Here is a 16,169-nt window from a genome sequence, read left to right on the forward strand (position 1 = left end):
CTGCCGAGCAGCGGCGCCAGCTTGTCCGCTAGAGCCCTTTCCAGATAAGGCGCAATACCGAGCGAGCCGGCAAAAGTGCGATAAGCTTCGGCTGCCGCACGTACGGCCTTCGCGTCGGCCGCCGGGCCGTTCCGTTCGTCCTCCGACTGCCTCTTTGCCTCTTGCCCGTTTTCCTTGACGGCGCGGATCAGCAAATTTTTGGGCGTATGCTCCATATCGATAAATTCCAGCACCTGCGTCCGATAGCCTAGCAGCTCCAGCAGTTGGGCGCGCGCCGCGTCGGTGACGAGAGAAGCGAACCGTTCCTTGAGGATGCCGTGCGCCAACAGCGGCGACAAGGCGTCGTTGCGGACTTGCCCGAACAGCTCGTGCTGGCAGCACGGGACCGATAGGATAACCTGTGCGTTCCAGCGCACCGCCTTCTCGAGCGCCGCATCGGTCGCCGTATCGCAAGCGTGCAGGGTGACCACCATATCGGCTTCGTCCGTCTCATCGTAGCGGCTAATATCGCCGACCTTGAAGCTCAGCCGGCCGTAGCCCAACCGCTCGGCGAGATCGTTGCAATGGCTGATCACGTCCTGCTTCAGATCCAGTCCGACGACATGCAGATCGAGCCCGCGCCTCTCGCGCAAATAATAATACAGGGCGAACGTCAAATACGATTTTCCGCACCCGAAGTCGACGATGCGCACCGTGCGGCTTTGCGGCAAGTACGGTACGATATCGTCGATCATCTCCAAGAAGCGGTTAATTTGCCGGAACTTGTCGTATTTGGCCGCCAGCACTTTGCCCTGGGCGTTCATGACGCCAAGCTCGACCAGAAACGGAACCGCGGTTCCCTCCTCCAGCACATGCCGCTTTTTGCGGTTATGGGCCAGCTCCACGCTCGGGCGCGTCGGCTTCTTCTTCAGCACGGCCGCTTCGCCCTGTTTATTGAACAGGATATGATAGTCCGCATCGCTCGTCTGCAGCAGCCCCTGCTTGTAAAGCGACAGCAGCAGCTCTTCGGCGCGTCCGGCCGCTTGTTCCGGCGCTACGTTCTCGTGCAGCACCTTCGTTCCGGTATAATGCGAGAACTGATAGTGCAGACCGTTCTTCAAAAGCACCGGCTTGATCTTCACCTTATCGGCAACCGCCCCGCTGCCTTTGCGCGGCTGGCTGAGTACGGCCTGCGTCCATACGCCCGCAGCTACTGCCTCTCGCAATACTTCCGTTAACGATGCCATCGTTCATTCCCCCATGCCGCCCGAAGCGGGTCTTTTGCTATGGGACTCATTATACTTCATAACGGATGGCTACTGCACGTCCACGACGACGCTGCCTTCCAGCCTTCCGCCGATAAACGCCATCAGCCGCCACATTCCCGGTTCCGGCAGCGTCAACATCGACGGGATGGCTGCGTCCGCCCCGTTCAAGGCCGAGCCGAGCCCGTCGGCTGAGAACAAAGGGATCATCCGGTCGGAGCCTTGACGAACGGCCTGCACAGTAAATTCGCCCTGCAGCTCCTCCGGATTCCCCCATACATGCCACATGTATTTGTTCGACTTCCCGGCTATAAAGCCGCCAGCGTCGATCAGGCCAATCCGCTGCGGTATGCCGAGCATCTCGTATGCGCCGCTGCGGAACGACGGGCTGACCTTCCATACCGGATCGGGGACGTCGAAGACGACATCGGCATAACGCTCCCCGTCCATGTAAACGTAGAAGCTCCAAATTCCCGACACCGGCAAAGCAAAACGGGTAGAAATCCGCGTCATCCCGCTCTCGTTCCCTTTCTCCGACAAGGAGTCATAGGCTTTCCCAACCTCGGACACTTTCGTCTCGGCCAGCTCGGTAATGCGATATCCGGTTTCGCGATGCACCCCCTCGATACGAATCGTACGATCCTGCAGCCGGTCGAACGGTGTGTAAAAGTTCCACCAGCATCCGGCAGACGCGCCCGCGGCATAATCCCCCCCGGGGAGTGCCTCCATTAATTTGACGTTGCCAATCGTGTAAAGGTTACGTGTATTCCTTTCATTCCCATTTTCTATTTGTCTTTTACCGTTGATAATCCCCCCTATCTCCTCCCGGTTCCACACCAGTATCGACGATACCAGCACCAATAAGGTCAATAGAGCCGCAGCCTGCCCGAGCACCGGTATGGAACGGCGGCCATACAGACGTCCGATTACTTGCCGGCGCGCCTTCTCGCTCATGCCCCCGTCAGGAAAGGGCGAATGCCGAAGCCCGTCATACCAGGAGGGCTGCCCCTCTCCTCCGGCTCTCCCGCTAAGGCTGCTTTGTGCGGCGGATGGCTTGTTCCGCTCCCCGTTGTTCGTCATGATCCCCTCTCCTTCCATATCCGTTCCGCCTTGGCCCGGGCTCGGTGCAGCCGCGATTTTACGGTTCCCTCGGACACGCCCAGCAGTTCCGCCATCTCCCGATACGTCAAACCGTAATGCGCCTCCAGAATAAGAACTTCGCGGTATTTGCCCGGAAGAGCAAGAACGGCCAACCAGATTTCGTTGACGGACTGCCTCTCCATCGCCTCCTGCTCCGCGGAGGGCACCGCTCCTTTGGGGGCAAGCAGCCCGATGAGCGTCACCCGGCGAACGAAGCTGGAGCGCAAATAGTTCAAGGAGGTTCGTCTCGTTATACCGAGCAGCCAGTTTTTCACCGGACACTCCCCGCGAAACGACGGCAAAGAACGGTACGCTTTCCAAAATACGTCTTGGGCGATATCTTCCGCCGCATCGGGTCGGCCGGTCAGGAAACGGGCGTAGTTCCATACGTCGTCCCCGTACATGCGCATCAGATCGGCGAGCAGCGTCTCGGGGTCCCCGCTCTGCACGATGTGCCGCAAGTATTGATCGTCCACATCCAGCTCCCCTCTCTTCCAATAGACACCGCTAAGGGCGGCAAAGTTCCCGCGGGCGGACGAATCTTCTAAAACAAGGCCGTGTGGCATAACGTATACCGTACTGCACCATTCCTATAGGGGGAGTCGCCATGGCCATCCGTCCGCCCATTCTGCAGCAAGGCGATACCGTCGGCGTCGTCACGCTCGGCAGCCCGCTCGACGCGCAAACGATCGATACCGGCGTAGCCGGGCTGCAAAGCTTCGGCTTCAACGTACTGCTCGGCCGCCATGTGTACGATTCGACCGGTTTTCTCGCCGGAAGCGATCAGGAGCGGGCTGCCGACTTGATGGACATGTTCCGCAATCCGAGCGTGCGGCTTATTTTGCCGACGCGCGGCGGAGTCGGCGTTTCCGGCATACTGCCTTATCTCGATTACGCCCTGATTTCCCGCAACCCGAAGCTCCTATCCGGTTACAGCGATGTGACGGTGCTGCTGAACGCGTTGTACCAGATTTCCGGATTGATCAGCTTGCAAAGCCTGATGCTGCTCAATTTCAACAAAGACACTCCGTCTTACGATTTCGAGCAGTTCTTTACGGCAACCGCGACGCTAACCGCGCCCAGAGTCATCCAAAATCCTCCGGATGTGCCGTTGATCAGCCTCGTTCCCGGCAACGTGACCGGGACGCTCGTCGGAGGCAATCTAACCTCCTTCTCCGATACGCTCGGAACCCCGTACGATATTTCCACCCGGGGACGCATTCTGCTGCTGGAAGAGACGCACGAGCCGATCAACAAAGTGTACCGGATGCTGAACCGACTGAAGCTGGCGGGCAAGTTCAACGACTGCCTCGGCATTGTGATGGGCCAATGCACAGCCTGTCCGTCCGCCTATGGGCAGACGTATGCGGACTTGATCCGCGACGTGCTGATGCCTCTCGGCAAACCGCTTATGGCCGGCCTCGCGACCGCCCACGGCAAATTCAAGGCGGCTCTGCCGATAGGCGCTCTCGTAAACCTGAACACCACGGAGAATACGCTCACCGTGCTGGAGCCGACCGTAGCTCCCCGCTGAATGTCCGGGCCGATTGGCAATACTTACAACTATAAATCGGCCGGCTTTTTCCTTTAAGATGGAAGGTAATCCGTCTTGGAAGGAGTGTATTCCCCTCATGAATAAAGCTTTAAGCGCACTGGCCGGCTCGCTGCTGGGCTTGACGCTGGTCGGACCGACTGTCCAAGCCGCAGCCTATACCGTCAAGGAAGGCGATACGCTATGGAAAATAGCAACCGCTAACAGCGCCTCGGTGCAGCAGCTGTACGATCTGAATCCGTCCATCACGGACATGCTATACGCCGGACAGACGATCCAACTGCCTGAAGATCCCCGGGACTATACCGTACAGCCGGGCGATACGTTCTGGAAGCTCTCGCTCCGTTTCGGTGTATCTACCTCCGCCCTGATCCATGCCAATACCCATATCGCCAATCCCGATGTGCTGAATGTCGGCGACCGGCTTCACATCCCGTCCCGGCCCGCGGCGTTCGCGAACGGAACCTTTCCTTTGAATGCCGGTACTTATACGCCTTATACGAACAACTATGCGGAAACGCGAACATGGTCGCCGAACGGCGACGAAATCCGTCCCCACGAAGGGGTCGATATTTTTGCCCCCAAAGGAACTCCCGTCTACAGCGTGCTTGACGGCACGATCGTCAATTACGGCTGGAACCAGTACGGCGGATGGCGGTTGACCGTGCAAACCGACGACTCGACCGCCTTCTACTATGCGCATCTGTCCGGCTATGCCGAAGGAATCGCCAAAGGCGGCACTGTCAAGCAGGGCCAATTGATCGGCTACGTCGGCAATACCGGGTACGGTCCGGAAGGCACCGAGGGCTTGTTCGACACGCATCTGCATTTCGGCATATACAAAACGGCCGGAACCTGGACGACTGTCGATCCGTTCCCCTACTTAACTTGGTGGGAGCAGTCCCGGCCATAAATCGACAAAAAGAGGCTTCGCGCCCCCGAAAGGGATGTGCGAAAGCCTCTTTTTTTGCCATGCCGTTATCGTTATGCCTCCGGCGTAAACGTCCGCTTTCCGAGCTCCGCGTCCAGCATATAGAAGGCGTTGCTGTCGTTGTCGATGCGGCGCAGCTTCTGAATGATGCTGTCGAACGTCGCCTCTTCCTCGACTTGTTCGTCAATGAACCATTTCAGGAAGTTGATCGTTGCATGCTCGCGCTCGTTCCAGGCGATATCGGACAGATCGTAAATGCGCCGGGTAACGGTTTGCTCATGCTCGTACGCTTGCTCGAACGCATCGAGCAGCGAGCCGTATTCGTTTAACGGGTTCTTCATGCCGCTGACGACGGCCCGTCTACCGAGCGTGTTAATGAAATGAAATATTTTCATGGCGTGAAACTTCTCTTCCTCCGCTTGCACGATGAAGAAGTTCGCGAAGCCGTCAAAGCTCTCTGCCGAGCAGTAGCCGGCCATAGCCAGGTAAACCTGGGAAGAATAAAACTCGTAGTTCATCTGATCGTTCAGCTTGTCCAGCAGCGCTTCGCTCAACATAGCGTTCACAGCTCCTCTGTTCTCAATTGGATGGCGGTCGATCTTGCCGTGCTTCTCCATTATATCGGTAAAATTAGACATGTTTCAATGCATTCCGGCAAGCCTCGCTCCCGTTCGACCGTCGACAGCCGAATTGGCGGAAACCGCCCTAACCGTATCGCTCCGCATTTTGTCGGAAACGGCGGCTTTTTTAGAAAATTGTTCTTGACGGATAGGCCGGATATTTCTATAATAAAACCTATTAAAATAGTAGGAATTACTTCCTATAGGGGGATGAACGAACTATGCTTCAACGATTTTCCAAAAAAGCCAAGTCCGCTCGATTTCTGGCAGTAACGGCAATCGCTGCCATGATGCTGGTGGCTACGGCGTGCGGCGGCGGCAACGGCGCCAAACAAGGCGCAAGCGGCACACCCGAACCGACAAAACCGGCTGTAGAGAAAAAAGATACGAAGTCGCTTACGGTCGGTTATTTGAACGTTATGGACGATGCGCAAGCGATGCTTGCCTACGATGCCAAACTATACGAAAAGCACGGGCTGAACGTCAAGCTCCAGCCTTTCGAAAGCGGCACCGATCTGATTAAAGCGATGGTCGGCAATCAGGTGGACGCGGGCGTGCTCGGTTTCTCCAACGCGGTTGCCTGGACGGCCAAGGGCGCCGGACTGAAGGTCGTCGGCGGGGCGCAGCTCGGCTTCCACAGCCTGATCGTGCGCAACGACAGCGGCATCAAAACCGTCGAAGATTTGAAAGGCAAGAAGCTGGCTTCCCAGAAGCAAGGCAGCACCGCGGACATCGTGTTGAACGGCGTTACGTTCGCCCAAGCAAAGCTGACCAACAAGGATGTGCAGATGGTATACGCCGAACCGGCTCAAGCCATTCAATCGCTGGCCGGCGGCGCCGTAGACGCCGCATTCGTCTTCGAGCCATACTCGCGCATGGCCCAGCTTACGTCCCCGGTCACGCAAATTTACGAGATCGGCAAAGTATGGCCGTTCCCGTGCATGGTCGTCATCGCTACTGACGATATCCTGAAAAAGGATCGCGAAGCGGTCAATCGGATGCTTGACGCGCAGAAAGAAGCGATCGAGCTGCTGCAAAAAGACCCGCAAAAATCCGCCGAATACATTACGGCCCGGTTTATCCAAGGCGATTCGTTCAAAACGCAAAACGGCGAAGTCAAAGCCACATCGGTTATCAAGGATTCGATCGCCTCGCAAACGTTCAACTGGGAAATTACGCCGGATCAAGTGAAACGGATGCAGGAAATCGCCGATATTATGATTGACCAAAAAGCGCTCGACAAACCGGTCAAAGTCGAAGAAATTATCGACCTGACCTGGCAGAAACAACAGCAAGCCAAAAAATAAAGACCAGTAAGGAGAACGCACGGTGAACTCGACGACCGATAAACCGAAACGATCCACGAAACCGAACAGCTTCTCCATACGCAAGATGCTGCCTTATCTCGCTGCGATAGGCAGCCTTCTTGCCATTTGGCAAGTGTACTCGTGGATTCTCAACAAACCGTTCCTGCTCCCCGGCGTGCTCGAAGTGCTCGGACGATTGTTCCGCAGCTTCTCGGATGCCGATTTTATGGGAGGCGTCAAGGACAGCCTCGTTCGGCTCGCCCTCGGCTACCCGCTCGCCTGCGCGCTCGGGGCCGTGCTCGGCTTGATCGCAGGCGTGTCGCGCAGCTTTGCCGTCTATTTGCGCAGCCTCATATCGATTCTGCAGTCGATACCGCCGATAACGTGGGTACCCTTCTTCGTGATCCTGCTCGGCTTCGGCAATGCCACCATCGTGACCGTTATTACAATTGCCAGCTTCTTCCCGATGGCGCTCTCCGTGCTGAACGCGACGGAAGGCGTCAACCGGACGCATCTGGAGCTGGCCCGCGTATTCGGAGCCTCCAAGCGGCAGCAGTTGACCAAAGTGTTCGCCCCGGAATCGTTCCCGGCGTTCATTACCGGCGCCCAAGTGGCGTTCGGCAACGCCTGGCGCTCCCTGATCGCCGCTGAAATGGTCGGCGGAGCAACATCCGGCCTCGGTTACTTCTCCAGATGGCGCGGCGAAGTCGCCGACATGGCAGGCGTCCTGATGAGCATCGTGGTCATCGGCACCATAGCGGCGATACTCGACCATTTCGTGCTGGAGAAGCTGAAACGCCGCCTGCTGCGATACCGCTATGTGATGGGGGGCGACCAATAAGATGCAGACTATACGCATTGAGCATGTGACCAAACGGTTCGGGCAGCTTGAGGTTTTGTCCGATATCGATTTTACGATCGAGAAGGGCGAGTTCGCCGCGATCGTCGGGCCGTCCGGCTGCGGCAAAAGCACCGTGCTGCGCATGATCGCCGGCCTGGACAAGCCGACGGAGGGCGCGGTTACGGCGAACGGCAGTCCGATCGGCAAGCCCGATTCGCAGCGCGTGCTTATTTTCCAGGAGCACGCCCTGTACCCTTGGCGCACGGTAGCCGATAATGTCGGTTTCGGCCTGGAGCTGGCGGGCGTGGCCGGCAAGGAACGGCGTCAGCGCGTCGACGAGGTGCTGGAGAAGGTCGGCTTAAGCGGCTTCCAACGCTACTATCCGGCGCAGCTGTCCGGCGGCATGAAGCAGCGTGCCTCCATCGCTCGCGCGCTCGTCATGAACCCGGAGGTATTGCTCCTGGACGAGCCCTACGGCGCGCTCGACGCCATCACCCGGCTGACGATGCAGAACGAGCTGATCAAGCTGTGGCGCGGTTCCGGCAAAACAGTGCTGCTCATCACCCACGACATCGACGAAGCCGTCTATTTGGCCGATACGATCTATGTCATGAGCCCGCGTCCGGGACGCATCATTACCAAGGTGCAAGCCGGCATGGAGCGCCCGCGCAACCGCAACAGCGCGGAATTCGTCAAGCTGCGCGAGCATATTATGGACCATCTCGATATCGGAACGTACACGATTTAGTACAAAGTCAGACCTTAAATCATATCCGGCAATAAAAAAAGCTCGCCGACGGCGTCCCCCAGGACCTGTCAGGCGAGCTTTATTGATGAAACCTCCACCACCGCTTTCCCCTCTTGTACGTATCGACCCGGGATAAAGGCTCAGGTCGTACGGAAGGGGGCACGGACCGCTGCTCCTGAACCGGCTTGCGGTGAATTGCCGCAGAGTCCCCGGCTCTTCGCGGCTCTGACGCTTTGGGGCTCTCGGCCGGCTCCGCTGCGGAAAGCGCGGCCGCGGACTGCCGGACCGAAAGTTGGTCTTCAAGAAAGGCAATGCGTTTTAACGTCTCGGACAGGGCTGCCTCCAGCCGCTCGATGCGCTCGAGCTCCGAAGACTTGTTCCTTCTAAGGCGTGCCGCTGTTACCGGCTCCTCCGGCTCTTCCCCGGGCTTGGACGATAGCAGCAGGTTCAGTTCTTCCTGGCTAAGCAATGAATTGCGCAAAACGAACCGTCTCTCCCTTTGACCCCGAATCAATCTCTAGTGGCATCGTACCTATTAGTTTCCTGCTCCGCCGGGCAAAAGTCAATACCTGTTTTTCCCACCTTTTCCTTCGTTCCGCACGCTCCGATGCGACCTTTGCCGCTCTGCTGCGTATGGATATAGAAGAACATGAAAGCGAGGCAATGCCTATGAGCGACCTTTCCTACGAGCAATCCATTCGCCGCGACTTGGCCGCCTGGGAACGAAAAATATTGAAACCGCCGGGCCTGTTCGGACGCACGTCGAAAAATGTCCAGACGAAAATCAACGAAGTCATTCCCGCCAAAGTGCACAGCGCCCTGACAGCGGCGGTCAAAAGCATTTTTCATACCGTTCTGTTCACGCTCGAATACGTGCCGCAGAGCCTTCCCCGAGTCGGCCTGTCCTTGCGTGAGCGGGATGAGCTGGCCGCCGCGGCCATCAATACGTACAAAAAGATCGCCGCCGCGGAAGGTGCCGGCACGGGGGCCGGGGGCTTCGTTCTCGGTCTCGTCGATTTCCCCGCGCTGATCGCCATCAAAATGAAACTGCTGTTCGAGCTGGCTCATCTGTACGGCTTCTCTACCAGAGATTATCGCGAGCGGTTGTTCCTGCTCTACGTGTTCCAGCTCGCTTTCTCCGGACATGAGCACAAAACCCAGGTGTACGCGGTCATACGGGATTGGGATGCCGTATCCATGCAGTACCCCGCCGGCGAGCAAGCTCTGCATGCGATGGACTGGACCAAGCTCCAGCAGGAATATCGCGACGCCATCGATTTGCGCAAATTACTGCAGCTGCTCCCCGGCATCGGCGCCATTGTCGGGGCATGGGCCAATTACGGCCTGCTGGAGGAGCTTGGCGAAGCGGCCACCCAGTCGTTCCGTCTGCGTTTGCTGACTCTCGGTTAGCACTTGAACCGCCCCTTCGTCCGCCGCGTTCTCCGGCATTTTCGGGCACAAGCTTCGTGATGGCGCTTGGCTGGAAATGCCAGGGAAACCGCCCGTTTGGGCGGCTACCCCCTACCCATACGCCGCAATATCCGCTATGCTGGTATAGACCATTACGGATAGAAGGGATTGCGGAATATTGGCAAAATTGTATTTTCGGTACGGCGCGATGAACAGCGGCAAATCGATCGAGGTGCTCCGGACCGCCCACAATTACGAAGAGCAAGGCAAGCAGGTGCTGCTATTCACCCCGGCTATCGATGACCGGTACGGCTCCGGCTCGATCACCTCCCGCATCGGCATCCGGAAGGAAGCCGTCGTGATTACGGCGAAGCTGGACATGTTCAAGCTCGCCGAGCGGGAACGGCCGAACTGTATTCTTGTCGACGAAGCCCAATTTTTGAACGAAGGCCAAGTGAAGGCTTTGTGCGATATCGTGGATGAACTGGATATTCCCGTCATCGCCTACGGGCTGAGGGCCGATTTTCAAGGCAAGCTGTTCGAAGGCAGCTACCACCTGATGGCACTGGCGGACAAGATCGAGGAAGTCAAGACGGTATGCTGGCACTGCCAAAGCAAGGCGACGATGAATATGCGCTGCAAGGACGGCGTCCCCGTCTTCGAGGGCGAGCAGATTATGATCGGCGGCAACGAAAGCTATTTGCCGGTATGTCGCAAATGCTACGGTCTTGCGCGCAAGCAAGCCCGCTGATTCGATTCGCAAGAGAACATAAACCAACGGCAACGGCCATGCCGACAGAAAAGAGGGACTCAGCTTTGACTGCAATCGAAAGAAGACCTGCAAGACGGCTTATTCTGCTCCTGCTGACGCTTGTGCTGACTTGCGCCGGCATGACGCTTTCCGCCGGACAAGCCCATGCCTTATCCTACAGCTACAAGGGGTCCCCGACCGGGACCATCGGCTTGACGAAACCGACCATTCTGTTCGATTATACCACCGACATGCCTGTAGACCCGGAGCGTTATACCATGTCGCTGAACGGCCGCAACGTGCCGGTTACTTACGACAAAGCCAAGGAACGGTTCGTCTACACGCCGGATCAGGATTTGGCCCCGGGCGTCTACAACGTCACGATGTCGATCGTTTATTCGGGCTACGAGCCGGCCGAGAAGTCTTGGTCGTTCACGGTCGCCAAGGACGCCCTCAAGCAATTTGCAGCCCCTTCGGCCGACCAAAAAGAAATTCTGGCCGCGATTAACGATTACCGCGTTCTGTACGGGCTGCCCCCGGTCATCTTTACCGATCGGCTGAACGCCGCCGCATCCGCGCACGCCAGCTATTTAAAGGCCAACAAAGTCCAGCAGTCCGAGGGAAGCACCGCCAGCATGCACGAGCAGAAAGAAGGCTTGCCCGGCTTCTTCGGCCGAACGATTGGCGATCGGGCCGCCTATTTCGGCTACTTGTCCGGCGTCGGCGAGGACGCCGCGATGACGTTCGGAACGGTGGCGGAGGCGGTCGACTCCTTATTCGATGCGCCTTATCACCGCAGCCCGTTCCTCAATCCGTACGTTACCGAGGTCGGCACCGGCAAAGAAGGTGATTATACGATTATCGAATTCGGCATCCAGGCGGACAAAAAGCCCCAATGGGTCGTCTCCCCGGCTTCGGGAGACCGGTACGTGCCGACCGGATTCGACGGCAACGAGATGCCCGACCCGCTTAGAATCCATACCGGCAAAACGTATCCCGTCGGATACCCGATCACGGCCGAGCTGTTCGGCGACGGCATCAAGGAAGTGAAGCTGCTCAGCGCCGATTTTACGGATGGCAGCAAACGTTCCATCGAGTTTTTTTCCAACACGCCGGCCAACGACGACAGTCTCTCAAATACGGTGATGCTTCTGCCCGCCAAACCTTTGCAGCCGGATACGACTTATCATGTCATGCTGACCTTGCAGGTCGTTCAAGCCGACGGAAGCCGCAATACGGAAGTGAAGGAATGGGAATTCACGACGGAGCCCGCTTCATCGATGGGTAAGCGGAAGCTGCACCAGAATGCGGCCGATTATAAAAGCAAGTACGTTTCGGCTGCGCCGATCCGGCGCACGGCAAGCTTCGGGCTGGACGCCGACAGGTATTCCGTGGACGGCATCGGCTTTCCAATGAACCGGAAGCCGGTTATTGTGGACGGCTCCTCGTATTTGTACATCCGCGATCTTGCGGCCGCGCTGGGCGCCGAGGTCGACTGGGATGCCGCAAAGCGGGCGGCTATTTACACCAAAGGCTCGCTGAAGATCACCTTGTTCACGACAAGCGACGAAATCGAAGTAAATGGAGAGACGCCCGACAGACAGCCCGGCCCGGTTGATCGACGAGAACACGATGGTTCCCGTCCGTCTGCTATCGGAGGTGTTGGGCGCCAAGGTCGATTATACGGAAGCAACGCGTACGGTGACGATTACGTATTGATGAACGGCTTTGAACCCGCCTGCCAAAAAAAGCGTGCATGGACTCCGGAAGACTTCTCCCCTGTCCTTGCACGCTTTTTCCAATTCCTTTCTAAAAGTCGAGGCTGCGCTCAATAAACGGCTTCAATTCGGCAATCGGAAGCCGCTGCTGCTCCATCGTGTCGCGGTCGCGGACCGTCACCCGGCCGTCCTGCTCGGATTCGAAATCGTAGGTGATGCAATACGGGGTGCCGATCTCGTCATGCCGCCGATACCGCTTCCCGATAGAGCCGCTCTCGTCGTAATCCACCGGGAAATGCTTTGCCAGATCGGCGAATATGCGCCCCGCCCCGTCGGACAGCTTCTTGGATAAAGGAAATACGGCGGCCTTGTACGGAGCGAGCGCCGGATGCAGGTGCAGCACGGTACGACTGTCGTCGCCCTCCAGCTTCTGTTCCTCGAAGGCATCGATCAGAAACGCCAGCGTCACGCGATCCGCGCCTAGGGAAGGCTCGATGCAATACGGCACATAACGCTCTCCCGACTCCGGATCGATGTAATGAAAATCTTCCCCGGAGTGCTCCATATGCTGCTTCAAATCGTAATCGGTCCGGTCGGCAATGCCCCACAGCTCGCCCCAGCCGAACGGAAACTTGAACTCGATGTCCGTCGTGGCGCTACTGTAATGGGATAGCTCGTCGTCCGCGTGGTCCCTCAGGCGGATGTTCGCTTCGTTCAAGCGGAGCGCCTTCAGCCATTCGAAGCAGAACGAACGCCAATACTCGAACCAGCGCCGATCCTCGCCCGGCTTGCAGAAAAACTCCAGCTCCATCTGCTCGAATTCGCGCGTGCGAAACGTAAAGTTGCCGGGCGTAATTTCGTTCCGGAAGCTTTTGCCGATTTGGCCGATGCCGAACGGCATTTTTTTGCGCATGGTGCGCTGCACGTTTTTGAAATTGACGAATATGCCTTGGGCCGTCTCCGGACGCAAATAAATGGCATTGGAACTGGATTCCGTTACACCCTGAAACGTCTTGAACATCAGGTTGAACTGCCGGATGTCGGTATAGTCGAATCCGCCGCAATCGGGACAAGCGATGTTGTGAGCTTCGATCAGTTGGCGCATTTCTTCGAACGACAAGCCGTCCGCAACCTTCTCGATCCCTTTGGCCGACAAAGCGTTCTCGATCAGTTTGTCCGCGCGGTGCCGCGCCTTGCACACCTTGCAGTCGATCATCGGATCGTTGAAATTGCCGACATGACCGGAAGCGACCCACGCTTGCGGGTTCATCAAAATCGCCGCGTCCAGACCGACGTTCCAGGGCGATTGTTGAATAAATTTGCTCCACCACGCCCTTTTGACGTTGTTTTTCAGCTCGACGCCAAGCGGGCCGTAATCCCACGTATTCGCCAGCCCGCCGTATATATCCGAGCCCGGAAATACGAAACCGCGATGCTTGGCCAGCGCTACGACTTGCTCCATGTTGACGCTCATGTTCTTCGCTCCTCATTGTCCTGCGCCCGTTGCCGGTTGTTCCGGCGGGTTCGGTACGCAATCGGAATATGGCGCCATGGAAAGCCGGCTATGACAAATAGCCCTCTCCCACGGCATATGACTATGCCTAGGGACGAGAGCTGTTGCGTGCACCCGCGGTTCCACCCTAGTTGACGCGCTGAACCGGCCATTCTTAGGCTTCGGAAGGCAGCCAAAGAAACGTCCGGACCGCTGCGGTTGCCCGCGCGCGTCCCCCTTTGTTCGTATGCGGCTCCCGATTGCCTTTTCCCTGCGTCTTCCCCCGGGCTTTCACCGTCCCCGGGTCGCTGGTGCGAAAGTGGCGCAGGTACTATTCATCGTTCATGGCCGCCAATTTGATATGTGTTCCTCATTGTACCCGACTTCCAGGCAATTGGCAATGTGCGTTCTTACTCCATCGGCGTGTAAAAGTTTTGCGTGTAATAGACATGCAGCGAGCCGCCGAAATATACCCCGACGCCCAAGTGCGTCGCGTTGCCGAGCAAGCTTTTGCGATGCCCGGTATGCGAATTGAGCCAGCCTGCATGAGCCGTGATCGCGTTCGGCTGTCCGGCGGCAATATTTTCCCCGACAAGCTTGTACGCGATTCCCGCCGCTTCGAAACGGTCCTTCAGCTGTTGACCGCCCGGACTCGTATGATCGAAGTAGCCGGTTTTTCCCATGTCCCCGCTATGACCGCGCGCCACGGCGGCAGAACCGTCGTCCCAAGAGAAGGCGGTAAGCCCGCGCTTGACCCGGGCCGCATTCGCCAGATCGAATACTTCCCGCTCGAACGCTTGACGCAAGGCATCGCTGGCCGGCGGGTAATAGTCGGCTCGCGCCTGCTCGACGTCTTTGGCGATAATCTGAATTGCTTCCAGGGCGTTGTTCTCGTGCGTATCATAGAAAAAGGTGACGTAAGCGCCCTCGATCTCGTACACCCCGTCCTCGACGCCCGGGTTGTTCAGAAGGAAGCGCGAGGACCCTTTAATCAACGCGTCGAGCGGCTTGCCATACGCTTTGGTCACATCGGCCGACGTCTTGCCCGCTCCGCCGATCCCCGCTTCGCGCGCCGTCCACACCGGACTGTTCGTGTACAAAGCGACTACTTTGCCGTCCTTGATGCCGATCTGCGCGTATTGCGCATAATCCGCGTTGTAGATGCTCCATTCGAAGCCGTACTCGCTCGGGTCACGACGAGACGGCGCGCCCAGCTTGGTTTGCACGGTCTCCGCCGTATCCCCGATCGATATGCCGCGAACCGCGAAGGCGCCGGTCTGAGCCGCAAGTCCGGTGACGAACTTCACCTTCTGCTTCATGTTGCGGATAAACTGCACCGCCTCGGCGCGCGTCAACGTATCCCCGGCACCGAAGCCGGCTACGGTATTGGCTGTCTTTCCCTGTGCGATCGCGTTGTCGAGCAAAAAGGCCACGGCGGCCGCCTCGCCCAGCTCCTTGCCTTGCGAGGCGGCCAGCAGACGGGCTACCTGCCCTCTCGTATAGACAGCCGAAGCGCTCCCTTGATTGACGGGCCAGTGCATCTCCGCGGCAAACGCATAATACGGGGCGTACCAAGCATCGCCGGTCTTGGCGGCCGGGATGGTCGATCCCACGTAAGCGCGAAGCAGCATCGTCAGAAACTCCGCTTCGTTGACCTGCTGATTCGGCTTGAACGTCCCGTCGGCGAAACCGTTCACAATCCCTTCGCCAACCGCCCATTCGACAGCATTTTTGCCCCAGTGCCCTTCCATATCCGACAATATCGGCGAAGCGTCGGCCGCCATGGCCGAGATCGGCCCCCAATTGTGATTTGGCGCTGCCACACCCCCGAATGAGGCCGCGACGACCAACGCCGGCGCCAACAGCACCGGTAAGCTCTTTTTGCGAACCAGGCTCCATCTGCAGCGCATTCCCATTCATTATCCCCCTATTCGCATCCGTTTCGTTTTTATTTTCGACAAAACTTGCGGAACTCCTTTATTTTCCTGTCGCTCTCGACCGCTTCTCGACGTTTGTGACCTCTTCGCGTTTCGATGCGGCTCGGAAACATGTTTTTTCGGAAACGGGGCATACTGATGTTGCCAAAAAGGCTGAAAAACGCCAATGCGAAATCATGAAGGAGGCTTTATCCTTGAGCGAGCACGAGCGTATGAACCCGCTCTCCGGCGAACCTGTCGAAGTACAGGGTGTCTATTCGAACGAATGGGGCCGCGAGCAATTGCTGCAAAAAGGCGACGTGTTTCCGGCCGATCCCCAATTGGGCACCACCTCCTGGCAGTTGGTCCGCTACAATGTGGACAGCCTAACCGGAGAGACCGAGCACGACCATCTGAATCTCGCCGATAAAAACGAGCAGGACGGTCAAAATTCCCCGCGCAAGCATACCGACCGCGGAGATAAATAACGCAAAACGAA

At 57.7% G+C, this 16,169-nt stretch carries 16 protein-coding genes; 9 read left to right on the forward strand and 7 right to left on the reverse strand.

Annotated features, from left to right (window positions below; all coding sequences use genetic code 11):
• The 3 genes from ABD796_RS08555 to ABD796_RS08565 form a co-directional block, all read right to left on the reverse strand.
• Positions 1 to 1,226, reverse strand: a 1,226-nt coding sequence (locus ABD796_RS08555) for a class I SAM-dependent methyltransferase (protein ID WP_344905877.1), incomplete at its 3' end; no start/stop codon positions are given.
• 69 nt (positions 1,227 to 1,295) lie between these two features.
• Positions 1,296 to 2,324, reverse strand: coding sequence for a DUF4871 domain-containing protein (locus tag ABD796_RS08560; RefSeq protein ID WP_344905880.1), 1,029 nt, complete (start codon positions 2,322 to 2,324; stop codon positions 1,296 to 1,298).
• A complete protein-coding gene (locus ABD796_RS08565; protein ID WP_344905883.1) occupies positions 2,321 to 2,860 on the reverse strand; it encodes an RNA polymerase sigma factor in 540 nt (179 codons plus the stop codon). Before ABD796_RS08565 ends, ABD796_RS08560 begins: the two co-directional genes overlap by 4 nt.
• Before the next feature lie 131 nt (positions 2,861 to 2,991).
• Between ABD796_RS08565 and ABD796_RS08570 the strand changes: the two genes are divergently transcribed.
• On the forward strand, positions 2,992 to 3,918 hold the full coding sequence (locus ABD796_RS08570) for a S66 peptidase family protein (RefSeq protein ID WP_344905885.1): 927 nt from the start codon (positions 2,992 to 2,994) through the stop codon (positions 3,916 to 3,918).
• 97 nt (positions 3,919 to 4,015) lie between these two features.
• Positions 4,016 to 4,849: a LysM peptidoglycan-binding domain-containing protein gene (locus ABD796_RS08575; protein WP_344905888.1), complete on the forward strand. Its 834-nt coding sequence runs from the start codon at positions 4,016 to 4,018 to the stop codon at positions 4,847 to 4,849.
• Between the two features lie 71 nt (positions 4,850 to 4,920).
• Here the strand turns inward: ABD796_RS08575 and ABD796_RS08580 are convergent, their stop codons facing one another.
• A complete protein-coding gene (locus ABD796_RS08580) occupies positions 4,921 to 5,424 on the reverse strand; it encodes a ferritin (RefSeq protein WP_344905890.1) in 504 nt (167 codons plus the stop codon).
• Between the two features lie 284 nt (positions 5,425 to 5,708).
• Between ABD796_RS08580 and ABD796_RS08585 the strand changes: the two genes are divergently transcribed.
• Genes ABD796_RS08585 through ABD796_RS08595 form a run of 3 tightly spaced genes read left to right on the forward strand, consistent with a single transcriptional unit; the run spans position 5,709 to position 8,383 of the window.
• Positions 5,709 to 6,794: an ABC transporter substrate-binding protein gene (locus ABD796_RS08585; RefSeq protein ID WP_344905893.1), complete on the forward strand. Its 1,086-nt coding sequence runs from the start codon at positions 5,709 to 5,711 to the stop codon at positions 6,792 to 6,794.
• A gap of 22 nt (positions 6,795 to 6,816) precedes the next feature.
• Positions 6,817 to 7,635: an ABC transporter permease gene (locus ABD796_RS08590; RefSeq protein ID WP_344905895.1), complete on the forward strand. Its 819-nt coding sequence runs from the start codon at positions 6,817 to 6,819 to the stop codon at positions 7,633 to 7,635.
• Between the two features lies 1 nt (position 7,636).
• Complete coding sequence (locus ABD796_RS08595) at positions 7,637 to 8,383, forward strand: ABC transporter ATP-binding protein (protein ID WP_344905898.1); 747 nt, start codon at positions 7,637 to 7,639, stop codon at positions 8,381 to 8,383.
• Positions 8,384 to 8,462: 79 nt separating this feature from the next.
• Here ABD796_RS08595 and ABD796_RS08600 read toward each other — a convergent pair whose 3' ends face one another.
• The gene (locus tag ABD796_RS08600) at positions 8,463 to 8,864 is read right to left on the reverse strand and encodes a hypothetical protein (RefSeq protein ID WP_344905900.1); all 402 of its coding nucleotides are present in this window, start codon (positions 8,862 to 8,864) and stop codon (positions 8,463 to 8,465) included.
• A gap of 188 nt (positions 8,865 to 9,052) precedes the next feature.
• On the opposite strand from ABD796_RS08600, the gene ABD796_RS08605 reads away from it, so the two are divergent.
• The 3 genes from ABD796_RS08605 to ABD796_RS08615 all read left to right on the forward strand — a co-directional run bounded on the left by ABD796_RS08605 (position 9,053) and on the right by ABD796_RS08615 (position 12,379).
• Complete coding sequence (locus tag ABD796_RS08605) at positions 9,053 to 9,793, forward strand: EcsC family protein (protein ID WP_344905903.1); 741 nt, start codon at positions 9,053 to 9,055, stop codon at positions 9,791 to 9,793.
• Positions 9,794 to 9,971: 178 nt separating this feature from the next.
• On the forward strand, positions 9,972 to 10,544 hold the full coding sequence (locus ABD796_RS08610; RefSeq protein ID WP_344905906.1) for a thymidine kinase: 573 nt from the start codon (positions 9,972 to 9,974) through the stop codon (positions 10,542 to 10,544).
• 65 nt (positions 10,545 to 10,609) lie between these two features.
• Entirely contained in the window at positions 10,610 to 12,379 is a 1,770-nt protein-coding gene (locus ABD796_RS08615) for a stalk domain-containing protein (protein WP_344905908.1), read from the forward strand.
• Here the strand turns inward: ABD796_RS08615 and ABD796_RS08620 are convergent.
• Both ABD796_RS08620 and ABD796_RS08625 read right to left on the reverse strand, forming a co-directional pair.
• Complete coding sequence (locus tag ABD796_RS08620; RefSeq protein ID WP_344905910.1) at positions 12,354 to 13,736, reverse strand: glycine--tRNA ligase; 1,383 nt, start codon at positions 13,734 to 13,736, stop codon at positions 12,354 to 12,356. The genes ABD796_RS08615 and ABD796_RS08620 overlap by 26 nt on opposite strands.
• A 428-nt stretch (positions 13,737 to 14,164) precedes the next feature.
• Positions 14,165 to 15,670 carry a CAP-associated domain-containing protein gene (locus ABD796_RS08625; protein ID WP_344905913.1) on the reverse strand — a complete coding sequence of 502 codons (1,506 nt, stop codon included), beginning with the start codon at positions 15,668 to 15,670 and terminating at the stop codon, positions 14,165 to 14,167.
• 215 nt (positions 15,671 to 15,885) lie between these two features.
• On the opposite strand from ABD796_RS08625, the gene ABD796_RS08630 reads away from it, so the two are divergent.
• Positions 15,886 to 16,158: a transposase gene (locus ABD796_RS08630; RefSeq protein ID WP_344905915.1), complete on the forward strand. Its 273-nt coding sequence runs from the start codon at positions 15,886 to 15,888 to the stop codon at positions 16,156 to 16,158.
• Positions 16,159 to 16,169 lie beyond the last annotated feature (11 nt).

It is taken from the genome of Paenibacillus hodogayensis (genome assembly GCF_039536325.1).
Lineage (GTDB): Bacteria > Bacillota > Bacilli > Paenibacillales > NBRC-103111 > Paenibacillus_AB > Paenibacillus_AB hodogayensis.

Bases quoted from the DNA above. Each gene is read 5' to 3' on its own strand.
- ABD796_RS08560 (WP_344905880.1), bottom strand. From the start codon at position 2,324: ATGACGAACAACGGGGAGCGGAACAAGCCATCCGCCGCACAAAGCAGC.
- ABD796_RS08570 (WP_344905885.1), top strand. From the start codon at position 2,992: ATGGCCATCCGTCCGCCCATTCTGCAGCAAGGCGATACCGTCGGCGTC.
- ABD796_RS08575 (WP_344905888.1), top strand. From the start codon at position 4,016: ATGAATAAAGCTTTAAGCGCACTGGCCGGCTCGCTGCTGGGCTTGACG.
- ABD796_RS08580 (WP_344905890.1), bottom strand. From the start codon at position 5,424: ATGTTGAGCGAAGCGCTGCTGGACAAGCTGAACGATCAGATGAACTAC.
- ABD796_RS08585 (WP_344905893.1), top strand. From the start codon at position 5,709: ATGCTTCAACGATTTTCCAAAAAAGCCAAGTCCGCTCGATTTCTGGCA.
- ABD796_RS08595 (WP_344905898.1), top strand. From the start codon at position 7,637: ATGCAGACTATACGCATTGAGCATGTGACCAAACGGTTCGGGCAGCTT.
- ABD796_RS08605 (WP_344905903.1), top strand. From the start codon at position 9,053: ATGAGCGACCTTTCCTACGAGCAATCCATTCGCCGCGACTTGGCCGCC.
- ABD796_RS08620 (WP_344905910.1), bottom strand. From the start codon at position 13,736: ATGAGCGTCAACATGGAGCAAGTCGTAGCGCTGGCCAAGCATCGCGGT.
- ABD796_RS08625 (WP_344905913.1), bottom strand. From the start codon at position 15,670: ATGGGAATGCGCTGCAGATGGAGCCTGGTTCGCAAAAAGAGCTTACCG.